The sequence below is a fragment of the Paraburkholderia sp. Cpub6 genome (assembly GCF_014201065.1).
Taxonomy (GTDB): Bacteria; Pseudomonadota; Gammaproteobacteria; order Burkholderiales; family Burkholderiaceae; genus Paraburkholderia; species Paraburkholderia tuberum.
In genome coordinates, this window is the sequence record NZ_JACHDM010000005.1 from 299,427 (window position 1) to 320,341 (window position 20,915).

The window sequence follows — 20,915 nt, forward strand, 5'->3', positions numbered from 1 at the left end:
GCGTGGCGCCTAGCGAGTCCCCCGCTTTGCCGAGCGCGCCATCTCGCGCGATTCGAGCCACATCACATTGACGACACCGAACGCCAGCGCGACGCCAACGCCGAGAATCCAGCTGAAATAGCACATCGCCAACTCCTGTTTTCTGTTGAAGCGTCGTGCCGGTTAATACATCGAATGGTGGTTTTCCTTGATCGCCGCGGCGGTCACCTTGCCGCGCATCACGCGATACACCCAGCCCGTATAGAGCAGGATGATCGGCAGGAACACGATGACGGCGAACAGCATGATCTCGAGCGTCATGCGGCTCGACGTCGAATCCCACATGGTCAGGCTGCTGCGGCCGTCGAGTGACGATGGCATGATGAACGGGAACATCGAGAAGCCCGCGGTCAAGATCAAGCCGACGATCATCAACGACGTCGACAGAAACGCCGTCGCCTCGAAGCGCGAACGCGCGAGCAGCACCGCGAGCACCCCGCCGAGGAGACCCGCGAGCGGCGCAATCGCCATCCACGGGTAGAGCGCGTAGTTGTTCAGCCACAAACCCGGCGCGCCGATCACGGTCTTCATCAACGGATTGGAGACGGCGTCGAGCGGCGGCGCGTCGACGATCTGATAGCCGCCGATCATCGTCGCGACGAGCGCGCCCGCGACGAGAAACAGCACCACCGTGCACAGCGCCGCGAGCCGCAGCGCCTTCGACGCGCGCTCGTGAACCACCCCATCGGTCTTCCACTTGACGAACGCGGCGCCGTGCGCGGCCAGCATCGACACGCTGACGAGTCCCGTCAGCAGCGCAAACGGATTGAGCAGGCCGAAGAAGCTGCCGTGATAGGTGACGCGCAGATCGGTATCGAACGAAAACGGCACGCCTTGCAGCAGATTGCCGAACGCGACACCGAACACCAGCGCCGGCACGAAGCCGCCGATAAAGAGGCCCCAGTCCCACGCGTTGCGCCAGCGCGGATCCTCGCGCTTGCCGCGATAGTCGAAGCCGACCGGACGGAAGAACAGCGCGAACAGCACGAGCAGCATCGCGAAGTAGAATCCCGAGAAGGATGCCGCGTAGGCGAGCGGCCACGCGGCGAACATCGCGGCGGCCGCGGTCACGAGCCAGACCTGGTTGCCTTCCCACGTCGCGCCGACCGTGTTCACGACGATGCGTCGCTCGGAGTCAGTGTTGGCGATGAACGGCAGCAGGATCGCCGCGCCCATGTCGAAGCCGTCGGTGAGCGCGAAGACGATCAGCAGTACACCTATCAACACCCACCAGATCAGTCTGAGAGCTGCGTAGTCCATATGGGTTTCTCCTCCGGGGCGGTGCAGCGGTGCGTCATGCGGCCGTGTTCGACAGTGGCTGCGTCACCGGCTGTCCGATCTCGTGGTGATAGCGGCCCGTATGCAGCGACGAAGGGCCGAGCCGCGCGTACTTGAACATCAGCATGATCTCGATGACGAACAGCCCCGTGTAGAACAGCACGAAGCCGCCGATGCTCAGATACAGATCGCGCGGCGTCAGCGTCGACGCGGCCAGGTTGGTCGGCAGAATGCCCGCGATGCTCCACGGCTGGCGGCCCATTTCCGCGACGATCCAGCCGAGCTCGGCGGCGAGCCACGGCAGCGGAATCGCGATGACCGCCCAGCGCAGAAACCAGCGACGCTTTTCGAGCAGCAACGTGCGCTGCGCGCAGAACCAGAAGGCGAGCACGAAGGTCGCGAGGAACAGCAGGCCAAGGCCGACCATCATGCGGAACGAGAAGAACAGTGGCAACACCGGCGGAACCGTGCTTCTTGCCGCCGCGGCGATCTGGTCTGGCGTCGCGTCGATGACGTTCGGCGTGAACCGCTTGAGCAGCAGGGCGTAGCCGAGATCGTCCTTGTACTTGTCGAACTCCGCATGCGCCTCGTCGCTGGAGTCGCCGCCCTTTAACCGCTGCAACGCCGAATAGGCGAGCATGCCGTCCTTGATGCGACCTTCGTTTTGGGCGATCAGGTCGCGCAGGCCGACCACGGGTTCGTCGAGCGAGCGGGTCGCGATAATGCCGAGCGCGTACGGCACACGGATCGCATAGTCGGTGCGTTGCTCTTTCTGATTGGGGATGCCAAATATCGTGAACGGCGCCGGCGCGGGCGCGGTCTCCCATTCGGATTCGATCGCGGCGAGCTTGATCTGCTGGACTTCACCGGTGCGATAGCCGGATTCGTCGCCCAGCACGATCACGCACAGCGCCGACGCGAGGCCGAAGCCGGCGGCGATCGCGAACGAGCGCAGCGCGAACTCGGTGTCGCGGCGCTTCAACAGATACCACGACGACACGCCGAGTACGAACATCGCCGCGGTCACGTATCCAGCTGATACCGTGTGCACGAACTTGACCTGTGCAACCGGGTTGAAGATCACCGAGCCGATGCTGTCGAGCTCCATGCGCATCGTCTGATAGTTGAACTTCGCGCCGACCGGATTGTTCATCCAGCCGTTGGCAATCAGAATCCACAGCGCCGACAGGTTCGAACCGAGCGCGACACAGAACGTGACGATCAGATGCTGGATTTTTGACAATCTGTTCCAGCCGAAAAAGAACAGACCGACGAACGTCGATTCGAGGAAGAACGCCATCAGCCCTTCGACGGCGAGCGGCACGCCGAAAATGTCGCCGACGTAATGCGAGTAATAAGCCCAGTTGGTGCCGAACTGAAACTCGAGCGTGAGGCCGGTCGCGACGCCCATTGCAAAGTTGATGCCGAACAGCTTGCCCCAGAACTGCGTCATGTCCTTGTAGATCTGCTTGCCGGTCATCACGTAGACCGATTCCATGATGACGAGCAGCCAGGCGAGACCGAGCGTGAGCGGCACGAACAGAAAGTGATAAAGCGCCGTGACGGCGAACTGGAACCGCGACAGTTCTACGACTTCGCTAACGGGCATGTTGATCACCTCGAGACGGATGCGGGGCGGGCACCGACAGCAGCGCCTGCGCGACCTGCTCAGGCGGCAGCATCATGTGCTGCGCCTGTGGATGATTGAAGAATGTGTACTTGAGCGCCATCAGTAGGACGAACTTGATGGCGAGGATGATGGCGATATCGCGCGCCAGCGTTGGACCGCGCACCCACCTGGTGAACCGGCCGCGCAAGCGCGACCGGACAGTGCTGCTGCGATTCAGGGCTATGGTCATGATCGGTCGAAGACGACTTCACGCCGGTGAGTCCGGCTGGATCCAGACCGCCCTGGCCGTCAGGCAGTCTGGCGAATGCATGCCGATTGTAGGAGGTGAACCTCGCGCGCTCAGGTTTAGCCATGCGGCAACACGTCGCGAAACTTGCCGCGTCTGTGCAGTATTGCTACCGGACTTGCGATACGTCAAGAAACGCTTACCGGCCTCGACAAGCCGGCTTGCGGATAGGCCGACGCGAAGCGCGGCCGCGGGGACGCAAGAAAGGGCGAAAAGAATGAAAAGGCCCCGCCGTCTTGCGAGGGCGGGGCTTGAGCGCGATGGTCGCTAAATGGAGCGACCGATTAACGCGTGTCGTTTTTACCTATGTCATGGGCGGGACACAATTGACGCGCGCATGGCTTCGACGCTTTACGCGTATTCGGTCAGCGCGCCGCGCATCTTCTTCATCGCGCTGGCTTCGATCTGGCGGATACGTTCGGCCGAGACACCGAACTCGTCGGCCAGCTCGTGCAACGTGGAGCCGCCCGAGCCATCGTCGGCCACCTTCAGCCAGCGCGCTTCGATGATGCGGCGGCTGCGCGGATCGAGCGCGTCGAGCGCGCTTGCGATGCCGTCGCTTTGCAGCCGGTCGCGCTGACGCGAAGCCAGCACGGCAGTCGGCTCACTATGCGAGTCGGCCAGATAGGCGATTGGCGCGTACGACTCCTCGCCGTCTTCGACCTGACCTTCGAGCGCGATATCGCCGCCCGACAGACGCGTCTCCATCTCCGCGACCTCTTCGCGCTTCACGTTCAGCTCCTTCGCGAGACCCTCGATCTCGTCCGGCGTGAACGCGCCAAGCCCCTGCTTGTGGCTGCGCAGGTTGAAGAACAGCTTACGCTGCGCCTTGGTGGTGGCGACCTTCACCATGCGCCAGTTGCGCAGGATGTACTCGTGGATCTCGGCCTTGATCCAGTGCATCGCGTACGACACGAGGCGCACGTTTTGCTCGGGATCGAAGCGCTTGACCGCTTTCATCAGGCCGATGTTGCCTTCCTGGATCAGATCGGCGTGCGGCAACCCGTAACCGAGGTAGTTACGCGCGATGGACACGACGAGTCGCAGGTGCGACAGCACCAGGCGGCGCGCAGCCTCCAGATTGTCGTGTTCGCGCAACTCGGTGGCGAACTGGCGTTCCTCCGCCGGCGTCAGCATCGGAATCCGGTTGACCGCCTGGATGTAGGCGTCGATGTTGCCCAGATGACCGGACAGCAGCGAGGAATGCGAGAGCGCCAGTGCACCTGCCGGAGCGGCCTTAGCCGACGACGGGCTCAAAGTACTCGGAAGGGTCATTGCATGGCTCACGTGTGAAGCTCCTTTGGAATCAGACAATAGCGTACTCAGTAAACGACTCCAGCGATGGATGTTAGCACTCAGATCTGCCGAGTGCTAATACTTAGAGGTCGCAGGGGCATCCGAGTTCCCGAAAATCCTATTGAGTTTTGACTTCTGATAGCCATCATACGCTCTATTTGCCTTGCGCGTTGGACCTGTACAAAGTACCGCTGGGAGCGGTTGCAGGCTCATGTTTGACTGACATCGTCCCCGTTTTTAAAGAGAATAATTGCTGGTCATGGGCATTATCTGGGAAATACTTGCTCCTGAATTCGTGCTTGGAATAAAGGGGGCGCTCGCTTAATACTCGGCAGTATGGGGGGCGGATGAACAGGCAGAATCTCGTGGTGTGTGGGCTTACTCTAAAAAGCACGTTTGCCGTTCTGCTCGTTCTGCTGTTGGGTGCGGCGGGCGCGTCCCAAGCTGAGCAGTTCGGCGTGCAGGTGGCCGCCGGCGTCGGCGACCATCACGTCAGGACGCTCGATCTCGGCGTGGTCTGGGATCCAAACCTGACCTGGTGGCAGATCGGCGACTGGCATTTCGCGCTGCTCGGCGAGGCGCATGTCGCGTGGTGGCACACCAATGAAGGAAACGTTCACGACAACATCGGCGAGATCGGTGTGACGCCGGTGATCCGCTTCATCAGGTCGTCGGGTTCGGTGCGGCCATTCATCGAGGTGGGTGCCGGCGTCCGGCTGCTGACCAGCCCGCGCATTTCTTCCGACTTCACGTTGGGCACCGCGTGCCAGTTCGCCGAGATGGCGGGCGTCGGGTTGCGGTTCGGCGCTCGTGAGCAGTATGTCGCCGGCTACCGCTTCCAGCATGTCTCCAATGGCGGTATCAAAGAGCCGAATCCTGGTATAAATTTCAGCCAGCTATATTTGCAATATCACTTCTGACCGTGGCCGCCTGCGGCTCGCGGTGTTCGAGGGGCTCTGCAATGGCGGCAAAGATGATCGAAGCGATTCGCGGGCTCGAGCGAGAGCGTTTTCGCGCGATGGTCGATGGCGATGGGCAGTCGCTCGACACGCTGCTCGCGGACAACGTGAGCTACGTCCATACGAATGGCAAGCGCGAGACGAAGCGGCAGTTCATCGACGGGATCACCGCGGGGCGCCGTCGTTATCGGCAAATCGAGGTGCAGTCGCAGGATGTCTTGCCGGCCGGGCGCGAGACCTACGTCGTCACGGGCCGCGCGCTGATCGAGATGGAGGCGAACAACGGCGCGCTCCTGTTTCCGATTGCCTATACCGCGATTCACACGCACGAAGACGGGCAGTGGCGACTGATCGCGTGGCAGGCGACCCGTTGCGCGCTCGAGTGAGATTCTCATCGGGCGGGCGCGCCTCGTGAGCGCGTCTTCAGCGGCAGCGGAATGCGGGTGTGCACTCCGCAGCAGCAGGCTCGAGGCCCAACGCGAATTCACGCGGTCGCGCATTCGCCAGCTTTGTCGCGGCTGTTTGCGCCGTGCTCGTCTACATCGGCATCCGCGTCGCGCGCCTCGCGCGTGCCGCGCATCGCTAGCTCTCCCGCATACGGATGCCGCGCCGCCACCGGAAGCCGCGTGCAGCGTTCCGCCACGCGCCTGATCGTCGCGAGATCCGAGAAATCCAGACCGCTGTCGATACCCATCGCGTCGAGATTCATCGCGACTGTGACGAGATCGACGTTGCCGGTGCGCTCGCCATTGCCGAACAGACAGCCTTCGATGCGATCCGCGCCGGCCAGCAGCGCGAGCTGCGCCGCGGCCACGGCGGTGCCGCGATCGTTGTGCGGATGCACCGACAGCACGATGCTGTCGCGGTAACCGAGGTTGCGATGCATCCATTCGATCTGGTCGGCGAACACGTTCGGCGTGGCCGCTTCGACGCTTGCCGGCAGGTTGACGATCATCTTGTGATCGCGCGTGGGCCGCCACGTTTGCGCGACCGCGTCACACACCTCGCGCGCGAACGGCAGCTCGGTCGTGTTGAAGGTCTCGGGCGAGTACTGGAAGGTCCAGCGCGTGCCCGGCCGCGCCTGCGCGTGTTCCTTGATGAGGCCCGTGCCTTCGACGGCGAGCGCCTTGATCTCATCCTTCGACTGCTGGAACCCGATGCGCCGGAACGACGGGCAGATCGCGTTGTACAGATGCACGATCGCGCGCGGCGCGCCTTCGAGCGCGTCGAACGTGCGTGCGATCAGCTCCGCGCGCGACGGCACGAAGACTTCGATCGTGACGTCGTCGGGAATGCGTTGCTCGTCGATCAGCTTGCGAGCGAAGTCGAAATCGGTCTGCGACGCCGACGGAAAGCCCACTTCGATTTCCTTGAAACCGATCGCGACCAGCATCTCGAAGTACTCGAGCTTCTGGGCAGCGTTCCTCGGTTCGATCAGCGCCTGATTGCCGTCGCGCAGGTCCGTGCTCATCCAGACGGGTGCGGCGTCGACCGTGCGACTCGGCCATTTGCGGCCGGTCAGCCGGACGGCGGGAAAAGGGCGGTACTTTTCAGCGGGGTTGCGCAACATGGTGAGGTGCCTCATTCGTGGTGTCGTCGGCGGAGGGTGGCGACGTCGAGCGGTTGGCCGACTGTTCACGCATGCACGCTGCGGATGCTGCCCATGCAACGTACATGTGATCCTCTCGCATCGTCCGCGCGGTAAACGGACGAATGCAAACGACGACAGGTTGTGGAGAACTACGACGGAGGTGAAGCGAAACTGCGGGAACTACGGGGAAGACCGCCGACGGCAACCGGAGCTGCCAGCGCGCGGCGCTACGCGAGACTTACGCCAGGTGTAGCGATAGGGGCCGCGCCAGGCAGCCGGAGATAATTCGGAGGGTGTTCGGAAGGGAACGCATGAGGCCAAATGTATGACGGCGTGCGTTGGCCTGTCAACCCGCGGCGGTCAGGCCGCCGTCTTCGCGATATCGACGATCAGCTCGACCTGCCGCTCGAGCGCGCCAGGCACCGGCGCTTCGCCGCGCAGCACGGCGTCGATCCAGGCGGCCGTGGTCGCCGCGTCGCGCGCTTCGGGCAGCTCGACTTCGGGCGCATCGGGCGACGAGCGCTCGTGCGGCAGCCGCGTCTCGCAGATGCCGTCATGCAGCCAGTCGACCTGCACCTGGCGGCGCGTATCGGCGACCGCCTCGCCTTCGGTGCCGCGCGCTAGCAGCGCACCGCCGACGGCCGCATCGGGATGCGTGACGAACAGCTGAGTGAGACTGTCGCGATACGGCGGATGCGTGTAGTTCACGAGCCGCAATCCCGCGGGCGCGAACGGCTGCAGCAGCTTCACGAGCGTATGTGTCGAATTGCGCACGCCCATGCGCCGGCGCAGCGCGAGCAGGCGCGCGAGCTTGGGCGCCAGTACGTCGATCGAGGCGAACGCGACGCGGCGCTCCGCAAGTCCAGCTTCGATCTGCGTGTGCGACTGCGCATGGGCGATGCGCAGATGTGTGAAGATTTCCGCGCTCGTCACCCGACCCGGATCCTCGGTGACGCCGTGTACCAGCACCGGCACGCCTTCGCGGGCGAGCAGCAGCGCGAGCAGCGGCACGAGGTTCGGCTGCTTGCGCGCGCCGTTGTACGACGGGATCGACACCGGCCGAAACGCGCCGTGCGGCAGCCGCACCGGCTCGAACGACGTATGCGCGGCGGCCAGCATCGCGGCGAGTTCGTCGGCGGTTTCGCCTTTCACGCGATACGCGAGCAGCACCGCGCCGAGTTCGAGATCGTCGACGCGGCCGTCGAGCATCGCGGTGTAGAGCGAGCGCGTGTCGTCGGCGGTCAGCGCGCGGGCGCCATTCGGGCCGCGGCCGATTTCCTTGATGAATCGGGCCCAGGGGAAGGGAGAAGTGGTATCGGTGGAGTCGGTCATCGTGCGCAAGAGGCGGGTGGCGTGCCGCGCCTGGCGGTTCGCTACGCCATTCGGGGAACAGTTCGGTGTGAGTATCGCATCTATGGCGAGCGGGCGAACAGCAACGAAGCGGGCACGCAGTGGCGCGCGACGGGCCGCCTGACACGCCCCCGCGCCGTGCCGCGCGTTACACTCGATGTTTCTCGCCGCCTCGGCGGCGCACATCGGAAAACGGAGAACGGGATGAGTTACGTATTTGCACCCGCACCGCAGGTCGCGGTGCCGGTCGTGGGGTCGGGCGAGCAGTTCGCGGTGCGCCGCATCTACTGCGTGGGGCGCAACTACGAGGCGCACGCGCGTGAAATGGGCCACGACCCGGACCGCGAGCCGCCGTTCTTCTTCACGAAGCCGGCCGATGCGATCGTATACGTCGCGCCGGGCGCGACCGGCGAATTCCCGTATCCGTCGCAGACCAGGAACGTCCATTTCGAAATGGAAATGGTCGCGGCGATCGGCGAGGGCGGCAAAGACATCCCCGTCGACCGCGCGCTCGACCATGTCTACGGCTACGCGCTCGGTCTCGACATGACGCGCCGCGACCTGCAAGGCGAAGCGAAGAAAATGGGTCGTCCGTGGGATACCGCCAAGGGCTTCGATCACTCGGCGCCACTCGGCCCGATCCATCCGGCTTCGACGGTTGGTCACATCGGCAAAGGCGAGATCTGGCTGTCGGTGAATGGCGAGGACAAGCAGCGCGCGGATGTGTCGCAGCTGATCTGGTCGGTGGCCGAGACGATCGCGTATCTGTCGACGCTGTTCGAACTGCGGCCTGGCGACCTGATTTTCACCGGCACGCCGGAAGGCGTCGGCGCGGTCGTGAAGGGTGACCTGATGAAGGGCGGCGTGGACGGGCTCGGCGAGTTCAGCGTGCGCGTCGTCTGAGACGGCTTGCGTGCAGGTGGAGGAGGCAGACAACATGAAGCTCTACAGCTATTTCCGTAGCTCGGCGTCGTATCGCGTGCGCATCGCGCTGAACGTGAAGAACCTGTCGTACGACTACGTACCCGTGCACCTTGTGCGCGAAGGCGGCGAGCAGTTGAAGCCCGCGTATCGCAAGATCAACCCCGACTGCATCGTGCCGACGCTCGCCGACGGCAGTCATTTGCTGCCGCAGTCGCTCGCGATCATCGAGTATCTCGAGGAGACGCATCCCGAGCCGCCGCTGCTGCCGAACGCGCCGCTCGATCGCGCGTATGTGCGCTCGGTGGCGCTGCAGGTCGCCTGCGAGATTCATCCGCTGAACAATCTGCGCGTGCTGCGCTATCTGAAGCACACGCTGCGAGTCGACGACGACGCGAAGGACGCGTGGTACCGGCACTGGATCGACGCGGGCTTCGCGACGCTGGAGACGCATCTTGCCGGCGACGCGCGCACCGGCAAACTGTGTTTCGGCGACGCACCGACACTCGCCGACGCGTGCCTGATTCCGCAGGTATTCAACGCGCAGCGCTTCAAGGTCGACACCGCAAAGTTTCCGACGATCCAGCGCATCTACGATCACGCGATGCAACTCGACGCGTTCGCGCGCGCGGCGCCGGGCGTGCAGCCGGACGCGGAGTGAGCCCGGGATCGCTGACACGTCGACGGCAGCTCGAAACGAAAAAAGGGCGCTCCGCTGAGTGCCCTTTTTCTTTGGTTCGTCGCGAGCGCCGAGCGCCGCAACGATCACGCGATCAGCCGCCCAGTAGCGCGTCCGAGAACTCCTCCGCGCTGAACGGCTGCAGATCCTCGACCTTTTCGCCGACGCCGATGAAATACACCGGAATCGGCCGCTGCCGCGCGATCGCCGCGAGGATGCCGCCCTTCGCGGTGCCGTCGAGCTTGGTGACGATCAGGCCGGTGAGCCCGAGCGCGTCGTCGAACGCCTTGACCTGTGTGAGCGCGTTCTGGCCGGTGTTCGCGTCGATCACGAGCAGCACTTCGTGTGGCGCGCCGTCCTGCGCCTTGCCAATCACGCGCTTCACCTTGCGCAGTTCTTCCATCAGATGCAGTTGCGTGGGCAGGCGGCCGGCCGTGTCGGCCATCATCACGTCGATCTTGCGCGCGCGCGCGGCGCCGACCGCGTCGAAGATCACCGCGGCCGGGTCGCCGCTTTCCTGCGCGACCACGGTCACGTTGTTGCGCTGGCCCCACACGGCGAGTTGCTCGCGCGCGGCGGCGCGGAACGTGTCGCCGGCCGCGAGCAGCACCGACTGGTCAAAGCTCTGCAGATGCTTCGCGAGCTTGCCGATGCTCGTGGTTTTGCCCGCGCCGTTGACGCCGGCGATCATCATCACGAGCGGCTGCGCGCGGCCGAGCATCAGCGATTTTTCGAGCGGCTTGAGCAACTCGACGAGCAGTGTGCGCAAGGCGGTTTTGACCTGCAGGGGGGCCGTCAGGCGTTCGCCGCGCACTTTTTCGCGCAGCGCTTCGAGCAGGAATTCGGTCGCCTCGACGCCGGCGTCAGACATCAGCAGCGCGGTTTCGAGTTCCTCGTACAGGTCCTCGTCGATCTTCGTGCCGACGAAAATGCCGGTCAGGTTCGAACTGGTTTTCGCGAGGCCGCTCTTCAGACGCGTAAGCCACGAGCGCTTCGCGCCGGCATCCTGCACGGGCGGCGGGACGATTTCGACGGTGTCGAGCATGGCGTCTGGCGGCTCGGGCTGCGGCTCGATGATCGTCGTGGCCACAGGAACGGGGGGCGCGGTAGGTTCGATCGGTTCGATCGGTTCGGCGGGCGCAACGGGCGCGGCCTCGGCCTCGGGTGCCGCGCCGTCTTGCGTCGCCAGCGATTCGTCTGCGGCGGTATCGGACTCTTTCGAACCCTTGAATCGTTTGAAAAAGCTGAACATGATCTGACGTATGGGAGAGCGCGCCGATGCGCGCAGCCGGCACGGGACCGGCGAAGCGGTGGGCAGCGCCGGGATGCGAAAAGGCGGGGCGCTGGCAGCCGCACATTTTATCAGGCGTGCCGCGGCGCGTCGTATCGGCCGCTCGGCCAGGCTGGACGCGTGCCAACCCTGTGGTAACGTGAGCGCTCCGGCCCGCGCGCATCGACGCCGCGGGCGTGTTCATCACCTAGCTGAAACTGCACGATACTGGATGCCTCGTTTAGCACCTTCACGCGCCGCTGGCGCTTCGTCCAAAAGTGGCAAACCGCATGCCATTCGCATCATCGGCGGCGACTGGAAACGCACGCCGCTGCCGGTGCTCGATCTGGACGGCTTGCGCCCGACGCCCGACCGCGTCCGCGAAACGCTGTTCAACTGGCTCGGCCAGCGTCTGGACGGCCAGCACTGCCTCGATCTGTTCGCTGGTAGTGGGGCGCTCGGCTTCGAGGCCGCGTCGCGCGGCGCCGCTCGCGTGCTGATGGTGGAGCGCCATGCGCGCGCTGCCGGCCAGTTGCGCGCAAACCAGCAGCGGCTCGATGCACGCATGATCGAAATCGCCGAGGCGGACGGCCTGCGTCTTGCGGCGAGTCTCGCGCCAGGCTCGTTCGACGTCGTGTTCCTCGATCCGCCGTTCGATGCCGACCTGCTCGGCAAGGCGCTCGCGGTGGCCGTGCCGCTCGTGCGCGCCGACGGCTATCTTTATGTCGAGGCAGGCGAAGCGCTCGAACCGGCCGCTCACAAGCCACTGTCAGGCTGGGAACTCGTGCGGCAGGGCAAAGCGGGCGCTGTGCACTTTCATTTGCTGCAGCGCGAAAATAAGGAATAATGCGCGTTCCAAAAAAGGGCCGGGCGGTTTATCGTCATCCGCGCCGGTGCGAAATGCGTCGCCCGGACGTGCCCTTTTGTCTGAAGAGAGGAGAAGTCTCATGGTAGTCGCCGTGTACCCGGGCACGTTCGACCCGCTGACGCGCGGTCACGAAGACCTCGTTCGGCGCGCGTCGAGCATTTTCGACACGCTGGTGGTGGGTGTGGCCGACAGCCGTGCCAAGAAGCCGTTTTTCACTCTCCAGGAGCGCCTCGCGATTGCGCATGAGGTGCTCGGCCACTATCCGAACGTCCAGGTGATGAGCTTCAAGGGACTGCTGAAGGACTTCGTGCGGACCAACAACGCGCGGGTGATCGTCAGGGGGCTGCGCGCGGTGTCGGACTTCGAGTACGAGTTCCAGATGGCGGGCATGAACCGTTATCTGCTGCCCGACGTCGAGACGATGTTCATGACGCCGTCCGATCAGTATCAGTTCATCTCGGGCACGATCGTGCGCGAGATCGCGCAATTGGGCGGCGACGTCAGCAAGTTCGTGTTCCCGTCCGTCGAAAAATGGCTGAAGGAGAAGGTCGCTTCGCTGGATCCGCAGGACGGCGCTCAGGGGACCTGAGCATGAGTCGCGCGAATGCCGGTTTTGACGGATCAAGACCGGCCAGGCCTCGGTGATCGGCGCCAGGTGCATCGGTCGGCTGTTCCAAGTAATGTTGGCGAGCCGTATTGGCGGCGAACGTCAATCCTGTCGTTATGCATGGGCATCGGTGTATTCGATGGTTCGCGCAAGCTGCGATGTCAATGATGATGCGAAGAACAAGAATTGTCTCTTCATCGCAAACGGGGCGATCATCAATAGTCACGCCGGCTTGTCAGGTTCCTACGGAACCCTATCCGGAAAAAGTCACGGGCGTGGGCAATCGATATACCTTTGTCCAATTCGCCGAGTATGAACTGACGAAGCGCACCAGTACGTTACGATGGATTTCAACAGGGTGACAGGTGCCGCATACGTGGAATTGCCGGAGCGGAGCAACTAGACGGGCATTGCAAGAGGAATGAGGAGTTTTTCCTAACCGGATAGTGCCGGCTTAACCAAAGCAGAACAATGTCAGCTTCCCTTCGCAGCTTTCGTGAACGCCTCGGCAAGTTTGTCGAAGTGCCGGAGGGCCGCGGGCGTCAGTTCGACCTGTTTGCGGCGAGCGTCTTCCGTGTCGTCGAGCAGGAGCCAGCCCTTTTCGCGCATTGACGTGATACGGGCATGCAAGGTAGCCGGCGACCCCAGCGAACTTTGGGCCATCATGTCTCGAACCGACAGGCGTTCGTTTTTTTGCCTCATGCGAGCAACGAACTCCAGGATCTTTTCTTCGAGCGGATCGAGCGCGGGAAGTGAGGGAAGACCTCGCAGTGCTTCGGTCAATTGAAGAAATCGAAGATAGATATCAGCAGGGCGGCCCATGACCATCGCTCCAACGAAAACGCCGCTCACCCGAGCGCGGAAAGCGAACCTTGATGCCCTGCGACAACCGGGCTTCCCTATTTTATCTCCATGTCCAGCTTGCGTTTGGGTTTGCTCCCGGTCGCGGGCACGGCCATCGCGTTCGCGCTGTCGCTCTGGATCAACCAGGAAGTCTTCACGCACATCGAGTTCGTCCGGGACGAGAGCTGAATCTACCTGCCGTCGGGAGTCAGACTATTGAGCACCTTGCTTCTGGGGGGCGATGGCGCAATCGGCTTGCTATTAGCGAGCTGGCTCGTCGCCCTCTTCAATTTCTTCCCGCACGACCCTGTGCGGTCAATCGCCGGCGGAATCATCGCTACGGTGGCGCCGTATGCGGTGTATCGCCAAAGCTTCTTCTTGATGTGTGGCAGCGATTCGTCCGGCGCGCTCAGCGTACGGCCTCGTACTCTTTTGCACGGGTATAAAAGGAAACAGCAGGTTGAGCATGGGCTTTTGCCGTTATGCAACCGATCAAACGTAACCGACCGGTCGGCGCGAGCCAGAAAACCGGTCGGTCCGGACAGCGCGTTCCACGCGAACCATTTCTCTCAGGTTTGGCCGTTACAAAAACTATAACGATAAAGTCGCGCATTGCCAAGGTTCGTGGGGGTGATCAACTCGAGCCGTCGCTGGAGGACGATTGGCTGCTTTCCGAAGGCGGATTCAACCGGTCGATGCAAAACCAGGATCGTCAATCAAGTGGCGAAGGCTGTAGGGCGCTGCGTGCTCGTAGAGGATCGGCCAATCTACCGCGAGTAGCGGAATCGTTGGGTCTTTCCGACACCAGTACGCAACAAACCGCGCCCAGCCCCCGAGAAACATTCCGTTGCCAGAACTCAGCAGACACGGAGGGCGAGCGACAGGCGGAGCCAGCATCCGCGGCATTCCCGCCGCCAGGGTTTCAAGGGCGTCCGACGATTCGTGTGACGCCAGCAGACTGTCCTCGGTATCAGACAGGTATCGACGTACTTCTTCTGCGACGCATGTGCTGCGAAGTTCCAGGTAAGAGGCGCGGACTTCATCAAGTACTGAAGTGGGCACACACGAATAATTGGAGCCACCCAGCCTTTCCAAAGCAGCGCGCCTGACGAAGTCAGGCAGCGCCCCCAACCTTGTTTCGCAGCCGAGCAACGCATCTTGAAAGACGGGATAGCACGCGAGCCATGCAGCAGGCGGGCGGCCTACTGGTCGGCGTGCCGATAGCCACCGGTTCGTCCGGATAGCGCGTTCCGTTCCAGCCTGTTCTCTCAGGTTCATCGCTATAAAAAGCATATCAATATGGACGCGGCTCTGCATGCTTGTCGAGCCGGGCATAAAGCTATACATGGGTTTTCGGTCGCGTCGCGCAGAACTTGAGGGCCTCGCGAGATTTTTTCCGTGAGCGTCACGATATCTGTGACCGAAAGCCTGCTGCTTGTGCTCGCGGAACGCCATACGGGCACGCTATGATGCATTCGGCAAAAGCAACCGAGGATGGCTCACCGCAATGTCTAGCTTACGTTTGCATTTTTGGTCGATCGCTGGGACCCTGATCGCGTTCCTGGCGTCGCTGTGGATCAATCAGGAGGTGTTTACGCACACGTCTTTCGTGCGAGGCGTCAACTGGATTTTCCTGCCGTCGGGTGTTCGGCTTCTCAGCACGTTGCTGGTTGGGTTCGATGGTGCACTCGGCCTGCTGCTTGCCGGACTGATTACAGACTTTCTGTACTGGTTTCCGCATGACCCGGTGCGTGCAATAGCAGGCGCTTTGCTTGGGTCGTTGGCACCGTATCTGGTCTACAGGTTTGCGCTCGAGTATTTCGATCTGCGCGCATCGCTGACGAACCTGACGCCGAAGCGGCTGCTTGTTCTGGCTGTCGCCTATTCGGGAGCAAATACGCTGTTTCACCACCTGTGGTTCGCGCTGGCCGGTACGACGAAGAACTGGTTCGAAAGCTTCTTCACGATGTTTGTGGGTGATCTGGCCGGCGCGCTAATCATTCTGTATGTGATGAAGGCACTGCTGGCCCTGTTGCCGAAACAGCCCGGCAGTTCCCGCGTGTCGAATGGCATGTTCAGCATCCAGTTGGCGTTGAACAGCGCATACGCCAACCAGTTTGCGACGAAGGCTACCTGGCCGAGAAGCGCGGCCGTCCATGATCCTGGCGTGGGATTGCACGGCCGTGCGGGGGCGAAAAAGCTATAATGTATTGTTTTCTCTAGCAAAGCTGGTGGCGGCATGGCCCTGATGATTACCGACGAGTGCATCAATTGCGACGTCTGCGAGCCCGAGTGCCCGAACGACGCGATTTCGATGGGCCCGGAAATCTATGTGATCGACCCGAAGAAGTGCACCGAGTGCGTCGGTCATTTCGACGAGCCGCAATGCATTCAGGTGTGTCCGGTCGAGTGCATTCCGCGTGACCCGAACCACTTGGAAACGCCCGAAGGTTTGATGGCGAAATATCACGCGTTGCAGGCCGCCAAGGGCACCTGACGTTCGCGGGAGACGCGCAAAAGAAAACGGCGAAGGCCTGCGAGCCTTCGCCGTTTTCTTTTGGGGGCGGCGTTTCCGTTATCCGACGTAAGCGCTGAAAATGCCGCGCAAAGCGTCGAGCAGTATGTCGCATTCGGCGTCGGTGCCGACCGAGATCCGCAAATGCTGGTCGATGCGCGGCGCGTTGAAATGCCGCACGAAAATTTCCTTTTGCCGCAGCCGCGACGCGAGCGTCGCCGCGTCGTACCCCTCATGCCGCGCGAACAGCAGATTCGCCGCCGATGGCACCACCTCGAAGCCGAACGCGGTCAATTCCGCCGCAAGCCGTTCGCGGCTCGCGATCACCTTCGCGCAGCATTCGCGAAACCATGCGTCGTCTTCGTAGGCGGCGGTGGCCGCGACTTGCGCGAGGCGGTCGAGCGGGTACGAATTGAAGCTGTCCTTCACGCGATTGAGCGCATCGATCAACGCAGGATCGCCGAACGCAAAGCCGACGCGCATGCCGGCGAGCGAACGCGACTTCGACACGGTCTGCACGACGAGCAGATTCGGATAGCGCGCGATCAGCGCAATCGCCGACTCGGCGCCGAAGTCGACATACGCTTCGTCAATCACCACGACCGAATCAGGATGGCTCGCGACGAGGCGTTCGATTACCGCGAGCGGCAGCGGCCGGCCGGTCGGCGCGTTCGGATTCGGAAACAGGATGCCGCTGTTGGGCACCGTGTAGTCGTCGACGTTGATCGCGAAGCTGTCGTCGAGGGGGATGGTCCGGTAGTCGACCTCGAACAGCTTCGCGTAGGTCGGATAGAAGCTGTAAGTGATGTCGGGAAACAGCAGCGGCTCGTCGTGCTTGAGCAAGGCCTGGAACGTTAGCGCGAGTACCTCGTCCGAGCCGTTGCCCGCGAACACCTGCTCGGCGCGGATGCCGTGATAGGCGGCGACCGTTTCGCGCAGCTTGCGTGCGCTCGGATCGGGATAGCGGCGCAGTGCGTCGGCCGTGTCGCCGAGCTCGCGGCGGATCGCGTCTAGCACGCGCGGCGACGGCGGATACGGATTCTCGTTGGTATTGAGCTTCACCGGATGCGCGAGCGCGGGCTGCTCGCCCGGCACGTACGGCGTCAGACGGTGAACGATGTCGCTCCAGTAGCGGCTCAAGCGATTCTCCTTGCGGGGCCGATTGCGGGTGTCGATGAGTGTGGCGCGCGTCAGCTGTTGTTGCGATGCAGTTGCATCATTGCGCGTTCGAGCTCGCCCTTGATGATCTGCGGCATCACCGCGAGCGCGCGTTCGATCGACGCGTCGATGACCTCCTGCTCTTCTCGCCGCGGCGGCTTCAGCACATAGTTCGCGACGTCCGGCTTCGCGCCGGCGCGCGCGCTTTCGGGAATCAGATCGCGCGGATGGCCGATGCCGATCCGCAGCCGCCAGTATTGCTGCGACGACAGATGCGCGCTGATGTCCTTCAGCCCATTATGCCCGCCGCTGCCGCCGCCGAGCTTCAGCTTGACGCTGCCAGGTGGCATGTCGAGCTCGTCGTGCGCGACGAGGATCTCGTCGGGAAGAATCTTGAAGAATTGCGCGAGCGCGACGACCGATTGACCAGAGCGGTTCATGTAGGTTTGCGGCTCGAGCAGATGCACTTCCTCGCCATGCAACCGCGCTTTCGCGTAAAAGCCGTGAAAGCGCCGCTCGTCGCGCAGCGCGGTGCCGGCCTCGCGCGCGAGTTGATCGACCAGCCAGCAGCCGGCGTTGTGACGCGTCGCGGTGTATTCGGCGCCCGGATTGCCGAGCCCGACGATCAGCTTGATCATGATTGCGTGAGTCCACCAAGTCCGGAAGTGAAACGTACCGGACTAGAAAAGCCGAAAAAAAACCCGCCAGGGCGAACCTCGGCGGGTCACATCGACCGTTTCATAGGAAACGGATCGAGAGGATTGCTTGCTTCGAACCGGAAGGCTCTTAAGCAGCCGGCGTTTCGCCACCTTCAGCAGCAGCAGCGTCTTCAGCGATTGCGCCAGCCGGGATCGTTGCAGCAGCGACCACCGGGTTTTCCGCGTCGACGTGGGCCACGAGCGCCACACCTGCCGGCAACGGGATGTCCTTCGCGTGAACCGATTGACCTGCTTCGATCTTCGCGAGGTCGACTTCGATGAACTCCGGCAGTGCCGACGGCAAGCACTCGATTTCGATTTCGTTGAGGATGTGCGAAATCACCGCGCTCGACAGCTTCACTGCCGGGTTGGTTTCCTGGTTCAAGAAGTGCAGCGGCACCTTGGTGTGCAGCTTCTTCGTCGCGTCGACGCGCTGGAAGTCCACGTGCAGCACGAGCTGACGGAACGGGTGGTATTGCACGTCGCGCAGCAGAACCTGTTGCGACTTGCCTGCCACTTCCAGATCGAGGATCGACGAGTGGAAAACTTCTTTCTTCAGCGCGTGCCACAGGGCGTTGTGATCGAGTTCGATCAGTTGCGTGTCAGCGCCGGCGCCATAAACGATACCCGGGGTCTTGCCCGAGTTACGCAGGCGGCGGCTCGCACCCGTACCTTGCAGGGAACGCTCGAAAGCGACTACTTTCATGTTAAATCTCCAATGCACTGCCCGCGACCAGGCAGTAAAAACAGGGCCTCGAAGCCGTAATGGCTGAGGCCCAGGATAGCGGCAAGAACCTTCGTTCGTTCATGCCGATTGTGCAAAAACGCCGCGTGTCGCATGAAGCGGTACCCGGTGTCTTCGCAAATGCTTAACTCTCAGCGAACAGCGACATCACCGAATCGCCGCGGCGGATGCGCGAGAACGTTTCGGCGAGCAAACCGGCGCTCGTCAGCGAACGGATCTTCGCGCACGAACGGGCTTCTTCGCCGAGCGGAATCGTGTCCGTGACAACGAGTTCGTCGAGTGCGGAAGCGGCAATACGCTCACCCGCGCCGCCCGACAGAACCGGGTGGGTGGCGTACGCGAATACCTGCTTCGCGCCGCGTTCCTTCAGAACCTGCGCGGCCTTGCACAGCGTGCCAGCCGTGTCGACCATATCGTCCATGATCACGCAGGTGCGGCCTTCGACTTCACCGATGATGTTCATCACTTCGGCGACGTTCGCCTTCGGGCGACGCTTGTCGATGATCGCGAGATCGCAATTGAGTTGCTTCGCCAATGCACGGGCGCGGACCACACCGCCGACGTCCGGCGAAACTACCATCAGGTTGTCGTAGTTCTGCTTGCGCAGATCCCCGAGCAGCACGGGCGTTGCGTAGATGTTGTCGACCGGGATGTCGAAGAAGCCTTGAATCTGGTCGGCGTGCAGATCCATCGTGATGATCCGCTCGACGCCGGCGATTTCCAGCATGTTCGCCACGACCTTAGCCGAGATGGCGACGCGCGCCGAACGCGGGCGACGATCCTGACGGGCATAACCGAAGTAGGGGATGGCTGCAGTGATCCGGCCTGCGGATGCGCGCTTGAGCGCATCGACCATGATCATCAGTTCCATCAGATTGTCGTTAGTCGGCGCGCACGTGGATTGCAGGACGAAGACATCCTTGCCGCGCACGTTTTCCTGAATCTCGACTTGGATTTCGCCGTCCGAGAAACGGCTAACCATTGCTTTGCCGAGGGGAATACCGAGGTTTTTGACGACTTCCTGTGCAAGCGCGGGATTTGCGTTGCCAGTAAAAACCATCAGGCCGTCATGGCTGCTCATCGTGCACCTACTTCAGGCTGGGGGCGGGAGAAATGCGAACTACGGCGAACTACGAGAATTTTTGGCAGGGGAGAAAGGATTCGAACCTTTGCATGCCGGAATCAAAATCCGGTGCCTTAACCAGCTTGGCGACTCCCCTACACTAACTTTGAGCTCCGCCGAACGTGGAGTTTCGTTCGACGATGCAAAACTTATGACGCAAAAGCAAAGAGTGGATGCTGATCCAAGCCCGCTGCTACTGCACTGTTCCACTCGCCGGGCAGTTTGGCTTGCGCCGCTTCTGCTTCAGCTTTGCTACGGAACGCTGCAAAAACACTGGCACCCGATCCGGACATCCGCGCTGGCGCGATGCTTTCAAACCACCGCAACACTTGCGCTACTTCCGCGTGCTTTCCTACGACAACCTGCTGCATGTCATTCCGGCCGAAGCTTTCTGGCCACTCAGTGTTGCAGCTGAGTTCTGCGGGAAAGTCCGTAATTATGAGGGGCTTTGTATCTCTTGTCAACGCTTTTTCGGAAAAAATCGCTGCAGTCGGAACCTGCACCCTCGGCGTCACTACCAGGAAGTGACGCGGCGGCAATTGTACAACGTCCAATGATTCTCCGACACCCTCTGCAAACGCATTTTTTCCAAATACGAAGAAAGGCACGTCCGCGCCGAGTTTCAACGCAAGATCCTGCAACTCCTGACGTGGCAGATCGAGCTTCCACAGGCGATTGAGCGCGAGCAGCGTCGTCGCCGCATCGGAACTGCCGCCGCCGAGGCCCGCGCCCATCGGCAGGCGCTTGTCGATTTCGATATCGACGCCTTCGCGGGAGCCCGTATGTACCTTCAGCAACGTCGCGGCGCGTACGGTCAGGTCATGCTCGGGTGGCACGTCGGCGATTTCGGTGCGGCGCGTGATGAGACCGTCGTCGCGTCGCGTGAAGTGCAGCGTGTCGCCCCAGTCAAGCAACTGGAAGACCGTCTGCAGCGTGTGATAACCATCCGGCCGACGGCCGGTGATGTGCAGGAAGAGATTGAGTTTCGCTGGCGCGAGACAGTCGCGCAGCGAATTGGTTGTTTCGATCATGAGAAGGCTACATGCGCCACGGTGGCGC

22 protein-coding genes, 1 tRNA gene and 1 pseudogene are annotated in these 20,915 nt (G+C 62.3%); 9 read left to right on the forward strand and 15 right to left on the reverse strand.

All coding sequences use genetic code 11. From position 1 onward, the window contains the following. Positions 1-9: 9 nt before the first annotated feature. The 5 genes from cydX to rpoH form a co-directional block, all read right to left on the reverse strand. On the reverse strand, positions 10-126 hold the full coding sequence (cydX, locus tag HDG33_RS12410; protein WP_184026783.1) for a cytochrome bd-I oxidase subunit CydX: 117 nt from the start codon (positions 124-126) through the stop codon (positions 10-12). Between the two features lie 36 nt (positions 127-162). Beyond that, positions 163-1,299 carry a cytochrome d ubiquinol oxidase subunit II gene (gene cydB, locus HDG33_RS12415; RefSeq protein WP_184026796.1) on the reverse strand — a complete coding sequence of 379 codons (1,137 nt, stop codon included), beginning with the start codon at positions 1,297-1,299 and terminating at the stop codon, positions 163-165. A gap of 34 nt (positions 1,300-1,333) precedes the next feature. After that, positions 1,334-2,926, reverse strand: coding sequence for a cytochrome ubiquinol oxidase subunit I (locus HDG33_RS12420; protein WP_184026820.1), 1,593 nt, complete (start codon positions 2,924-2,926; stop codon positions 1,334-1,336). Continuing rightward, a complete protein-coding gene (gene cydP, locus HDG33_RS12425) occupies positions 2,916-3,176 on the reverse strand; it encodes a cytochrome oxidase putative small subunit CydP (RefSeq protein ID WP_018419327.1) in 261 nt (86 codons plus the stop codon). The genes HDG33_RS12420 and cydP overlap by 11 nt, the downstream gene beginning before the upstream one ends. Before the next feature lie 408 nt (positions 3,177-3,584). Further along, a complete protein-coding gene (rpoH, locus tag HDG33_RS12430; RefSeq protein WP_184026837.1) occupies positions 3,585-4,520 on the reverse strand; it encodes an RNA polymerase sigma factor RpoH in 936 nt (311 codons plus the stop codon). Positions 4,521-4,876: 356 nt separating this feature from the next. Between rpoH and HDG33_RS12435 the strand changes: the two genes are divergently transcribed. Together HDG33_RS12435 and HDG33_RS12440 are read left to right on the forward strand one after the other, a co-directional pair. Beyond that, positions 4,877-5,449, forward strand: coding sequence for an acyloxyacyl hydrolase (locus HDG33_RS12435; protein WP_184026842.1), 573 nt, complete (start codon positions 4,877-4,879; stop codon positions 5,447-5,449). A 41-nt stretch (positions 5,450-5,490) separates the two neighbouring features. Beyond that, on the forward strand, positions 5,491-5,874 hold the full coding sequence (locus HDG33_RS12440; RefSeq protein ID WP_008921685.1) for a nuclear transport factor 2 family protein: 384 nt from the start codon (positions 5,491-5,493) through the stop codon (positions 5,872-5,874). A gap of 197 nt (positions 5,875-6,071) precedes the next feature. Here HDG33_RS12440 and HDG33_RS12445 read toward each other — a convergent pair. After that, positions 6,072-7,058, reverse strand: a pseudogene (locus tag HDG33_RS12445) (2-isopropylmalate synthase); the annotation flags it as partial. Between the two features lie 381 nt (positions 7,059-7,439). Beyond that, positions 7,440-8,411 carry a DNA-binding protein YbiB gene (gene ybiB, locus HDG33_RS12450; RefSeq protein ID WP_184026863.1) on the reverse strand — a complete coding sequence of 324 codons (972 nt, stop codon included), beginning with the start codon at positions 8,409-8,411 and terminating at the stop codon, positions 7,440-7,442. A 222-nt stretch (positions 8,412-8,633) separates the two neighbouring features. Between ybiB and HDG33_RS12455 the strand changes: the two genes are divergently transcribed. Together HDG33_RS12455 and maiA are read left to right on the forward strand one after the other, a co-directional pair. Next, positions 8,634-9,332, forward strand: coding sequence for a fumarylacetoacetate hydrolase family protein (locus HDG33_RS12455; RefSeq protein WP_184026866.1), 699 nt, complete (start codon positions 8,634-8,636; stop codon positions 9,330-9,332). A 34-nt stretch (positions 9,333-9,366) separates the two neighbouring features. Further along, a complete protein-coding gene (gene maiA / locus HDG33_RS12460; protein ID WP_184026869.1) occupies positions 9,367-10,011 on the forward strand; it encodes a maleylacetoacetate isomerase in 645 nt (214 codons plus the stop codon). A gap of 112 nt (positions 10,012-10,123) precedes the next feature. Here maiA and ftsY read toward each other — a convergent pair whose 3' ends face one another. After that, entirely contained in the window at positions 10,124-11,281 is a 1,158-nt protein-coding gene (gene ftsY, locus HDG33_RS12465; protein WP_184026872.1) for a signal recognition particle-docking protein FtsY, read from the reverse strand. 250 nt (positions 11,282-11,531) lie between these two features. Here ftsY and rsmD point away from each other — a divergent pair, with 250 nt between their 5' ends. Together rsmD and coaD are read left to right on the forward strand one after the other, a co-directional pair. Continuing rightward, positions 11,532-12,146: a 16S rRNA (guanine(966)-N(2))-methyltransferase RsmD gene (gene rsmD, locus HDG33_RS12470; protein WP_184026888.1), complete on the forward strand. Its 615-nt coding sequence runs from the start codon at positions 11,532-11,534 to the stop codon at positions 12,144-12,146. Between the two features lie 100 nt (positions 12,147-12,246). Further along, positions 12,247-12,756 (forward strand): pantetheine-phosphate adenylyltransferase, encoded by a 510-nt coding sequence (gene coaD, locus HDG33_RS12475; RefSeq protein WP_062125937.1) that lies wholly within the window; start codon positions 12,247-12,249, stop codon positions 12,754-12,756. 492 nt (positions 12,757-13,248) lie between these two features. Here coaD and HDG33_RS12480 read toward each other — a convergent pair whose 3' ends face one another. Further along, on the reverse strand, positions 13,249-13,596 hold the full coding sequence (locus HDG33_RS12480) for a winged helix-turn-helix domain-containing protein (protein ID WP_184026902.1): 348 nt from the start codon (positions 13,594-13,596) through the stop codon (positions 13,249-13,251). Positions 13,597-13,833: 237 nt separating this feature from the next. On the opposite strand from HDG33_RS12480, the gene HDG33_RS38040 reads away from it, so the two are divergent. From HDG33_RS38040 to HDG33_RS12495, 3 genes are all read left to right on the forward strand, one after another. Next, positions 13,834-14,214 carry a hypothetical protein gene (locus tag HDG33_RS38040; RefSeq protein ID WP_311548294.1) on the forward strand — a complete coding sequence of 127 codons (381 nt, stop codon included), beginning with the start codon at positions 13,834-13,836 and terminating at the stop codon, positions 14,212-14,214. 838 nt (positions 14,215-15,052) lie between these two features. Next, positions 15,053-15,823 carry a hypothetical protein gene (locus HDG33_RS12490; RefSeq protein WP_260330411.1) on the forward strand — a complete coding sequence of 257 codons (771 nt, stop codon included), beginning with the start codon at positions 15,053-15,055 and terminating at the stop codon, positions 15,821-15,823. A gap of 33 nt (positions 15,824-15,856) precedes the next feature. Continuing rightward, positions 15,857-16,114 (forward strand): YfhL family 4Fe-4S dicluster ferredoxin, encoded by a 258-nt coding sequence (locus tag HDG33_RS12495; RefSeq protein ID WP_090802933.1) that lies wholly within the window; start codon positions 15,857-15,859, stop codon positions 16,112-16,114. 78 nt (positions 16,115-16,192) lie between these two features. Here HDG33_RS12495 and hisC read toward each other — a convergent pair whose 3' ends face one another. From hisC to ispE, 6 genes are all read right to left on the reverse strand, one after another. After that, positions 16,193-17,272: a histidinol-phosphate transaminase gene (gene hisC, locus HDG33_RS12500; RefSeq protein ID WP_184026915.1), complete on the reverse strand. Its 1,080-nt coding sequence runs from the start codon at positions 17,270-17,272 to the stop codon at positions 16,193-16,195. 50 nt (positions 17,273-17,322) lie between these two features. Further along, positions 17,323-17,928 (reverse strand): aminoacyl-tRNA hydrolase, encoded by a 606-nt coding sequence (gene pth / locus HDG33_RS12505; RefSeq protein ID WP_090802935.1) that lies wholly within the window; start codon positions 17,926-17,928, stop codon positions 17,323-17,325. A gap of 148 nt (positions 17,929-18,076) precedes the next feature. Then, a complete protein-coding gene (locus HDG33_RS12510) occupies positions 18,077-18,694 on the reverse strand; it encodes a 50S ribosomal protein L25/general stress protein Ctc (protein WP_090802936.1) in 618 nt (205 codons plus the stop codon). A 163-nt stretch (positions 18,695-18,857) separates the two neighbouring features. Continuing rightward, positions 18,858-19,814, reverse strand: coding sequence for a ribose-phosphate pyrophosphokinase (locus HDG33_RS12515; protein ID WP_008921698.1), 957 nt, complete (start codon positions 19,812-19,814; stop codon positions 18,858-18,860). A 62-nt stretch (positions 19,815-19,876) separates the two neighbouring features. After that, a tRNA-Gln gene (locus tag HDG33_RS12520) sits at positions 19,877-19,953 on the reverse strand. A 52-nt stretch (positions 19,954-20,005) separates the two neighbouring features. Continuing rightward, on the reverse strand, positions 20,006-20,887 hold the full coding sequence (gene ispE / locus HDG33_RS12525; RefSeq protein WP_184026918.1) for a 4-(cytidine 5'-diphospho)-2-C-methyl-D-erythritol kinase: 882 nt from the start codon (positions 20,885-20,887) through the stop codon (positions 20,006-20,008). Positions 20,888-20,915: the final 28 nt, after the last annotated feature.

Excerpts from the sequence above, each read along its gene's own strand:
- cydX (WP_184026783.1), bottom strand. The coding sequence starts at position 126 with ATGTGCTATTTCAGCTGGATTCTCGGCGTTGGCGTCGCGCTGGCGTTC.
- cydB (WP_184026796.1), bottom strand. The coding sequence starts at position 1,299 with ATGGACTACGCAGCTCTCAGACTGATCTGGTGGGTGTTGATAGGTGTA.
- HDG33_RS12420 (WP_184026820.1), bottom strand. The coding sequence starts at position 2,926 with ATGCCCGTTAGCGAAGTCGTAGAACTGTCGCGGTTCCAGTTCGCCGTC.
- cydP (WP_018419327.1), bottom strand. The coding sequence starts at position 3,176 with ATGACCATAGCCCTGAATCGCAGCAGCACTGTCCGGTCGCGCTTGCGC.
- HDG33_RS12435 (WP_184026842.1), top strand. The coding sequence starts at position 4,877 with ATGAACAGGCAGAATCTCGTGGTGTGTGGGCTTACTCTAAAAAGCACG.
- HDG33_RS12440 (WP_008921685.1), top strand. The coding sequence starts at position 5,491 with ATGGCGGCAAAGATGATCGAAGCGATTCGCGGGCTCGAGCGAGAGCGT.
- ybiB (WP_184026863.1), bottom strand. The coding sequence starts at position 8,411 with ATGACCGACTCCACCGATACCACTTCTCCCTTCCCCTGGGCCCGATTC.
- HDG33_RS12455 (WP_184026866.1), top strand. The coding sequence starts at position 8,634 with ATGAGTTACGTATTTGCACCCGCACCGCAGGTCGCGGTGCCGGTCGTG.
- maiA (WP_184026869.1), top strand. The coding sequence starts at position 9,367 with ATGAAGCTCTACAGCTATTTCCGTAGCTCGGCGTCGTATCGCGTGCGC.
- ftsY (WP_184026872.1), bottom strand. The coding sequence starts at position 11,281 with ATGTTCAGCTTTTTCAAACGATTCAAGGGTTCGAAAGAGTCCGATACC.
- rsmD (WP_184026888.1), top strand. The coding sequence starts at position 11,532 with ATGCCTCGTTTAGCACCTTCACGCGCCGCTGGCGCTTCGTCCAAAAGT.
- coaD (WP_062125937.1), top strand. The coding sequence starts at position 12,247 with ATGGTAGTCGCCGTGTACCCGGGCACGTTCGACCCGCTGACGCGCGGT.
- HDG33_RS12480 (WP_184026902.1), bottom strand. The coding sequence starts at position 13,596 with ATGGGCCGCCCTGCTGATATCTATCTTCGATTTCTTCAATTGACCGAA.
- HDG33_RS12495 (WP_090802933.1), top strand. The coding sequence starts at position 15,857 with ATGGCCCTGATGATTACCGACGAGTGCATCAATTGCGACGTCTGCGAG.
- pth (WP_090802935.1), bottom strand. The coding sequence starts at position 17,928 with ATGATCAAGCTGATCGTCGGGCTCGGCAATCCGGGCGCCGAATACACC.
- HDG33_RS12510 (WP_090802936.1), bottom strand. The coding sequence starts at position 18,694 with ATGAAAGTAGTCGCTTTCGAGCGTTCCCTGCAAGGTACGGGTGCGAGC.
- HDG33_RS12515 (WP_008921698.1), bottom strand. The coding sequence starts at position 19,814 with ATGAGCAGCCATGACGGCCTGATGGTTTTTACTGGCAACGCAAATCCC.
- ispE (WP_184026918.1), bottom strand. The coding sequence starts at position 20,887 with ATGATCGAAACAACCAATTCGCTGCGCGACTGTCTCGCGCCAGCGAAA.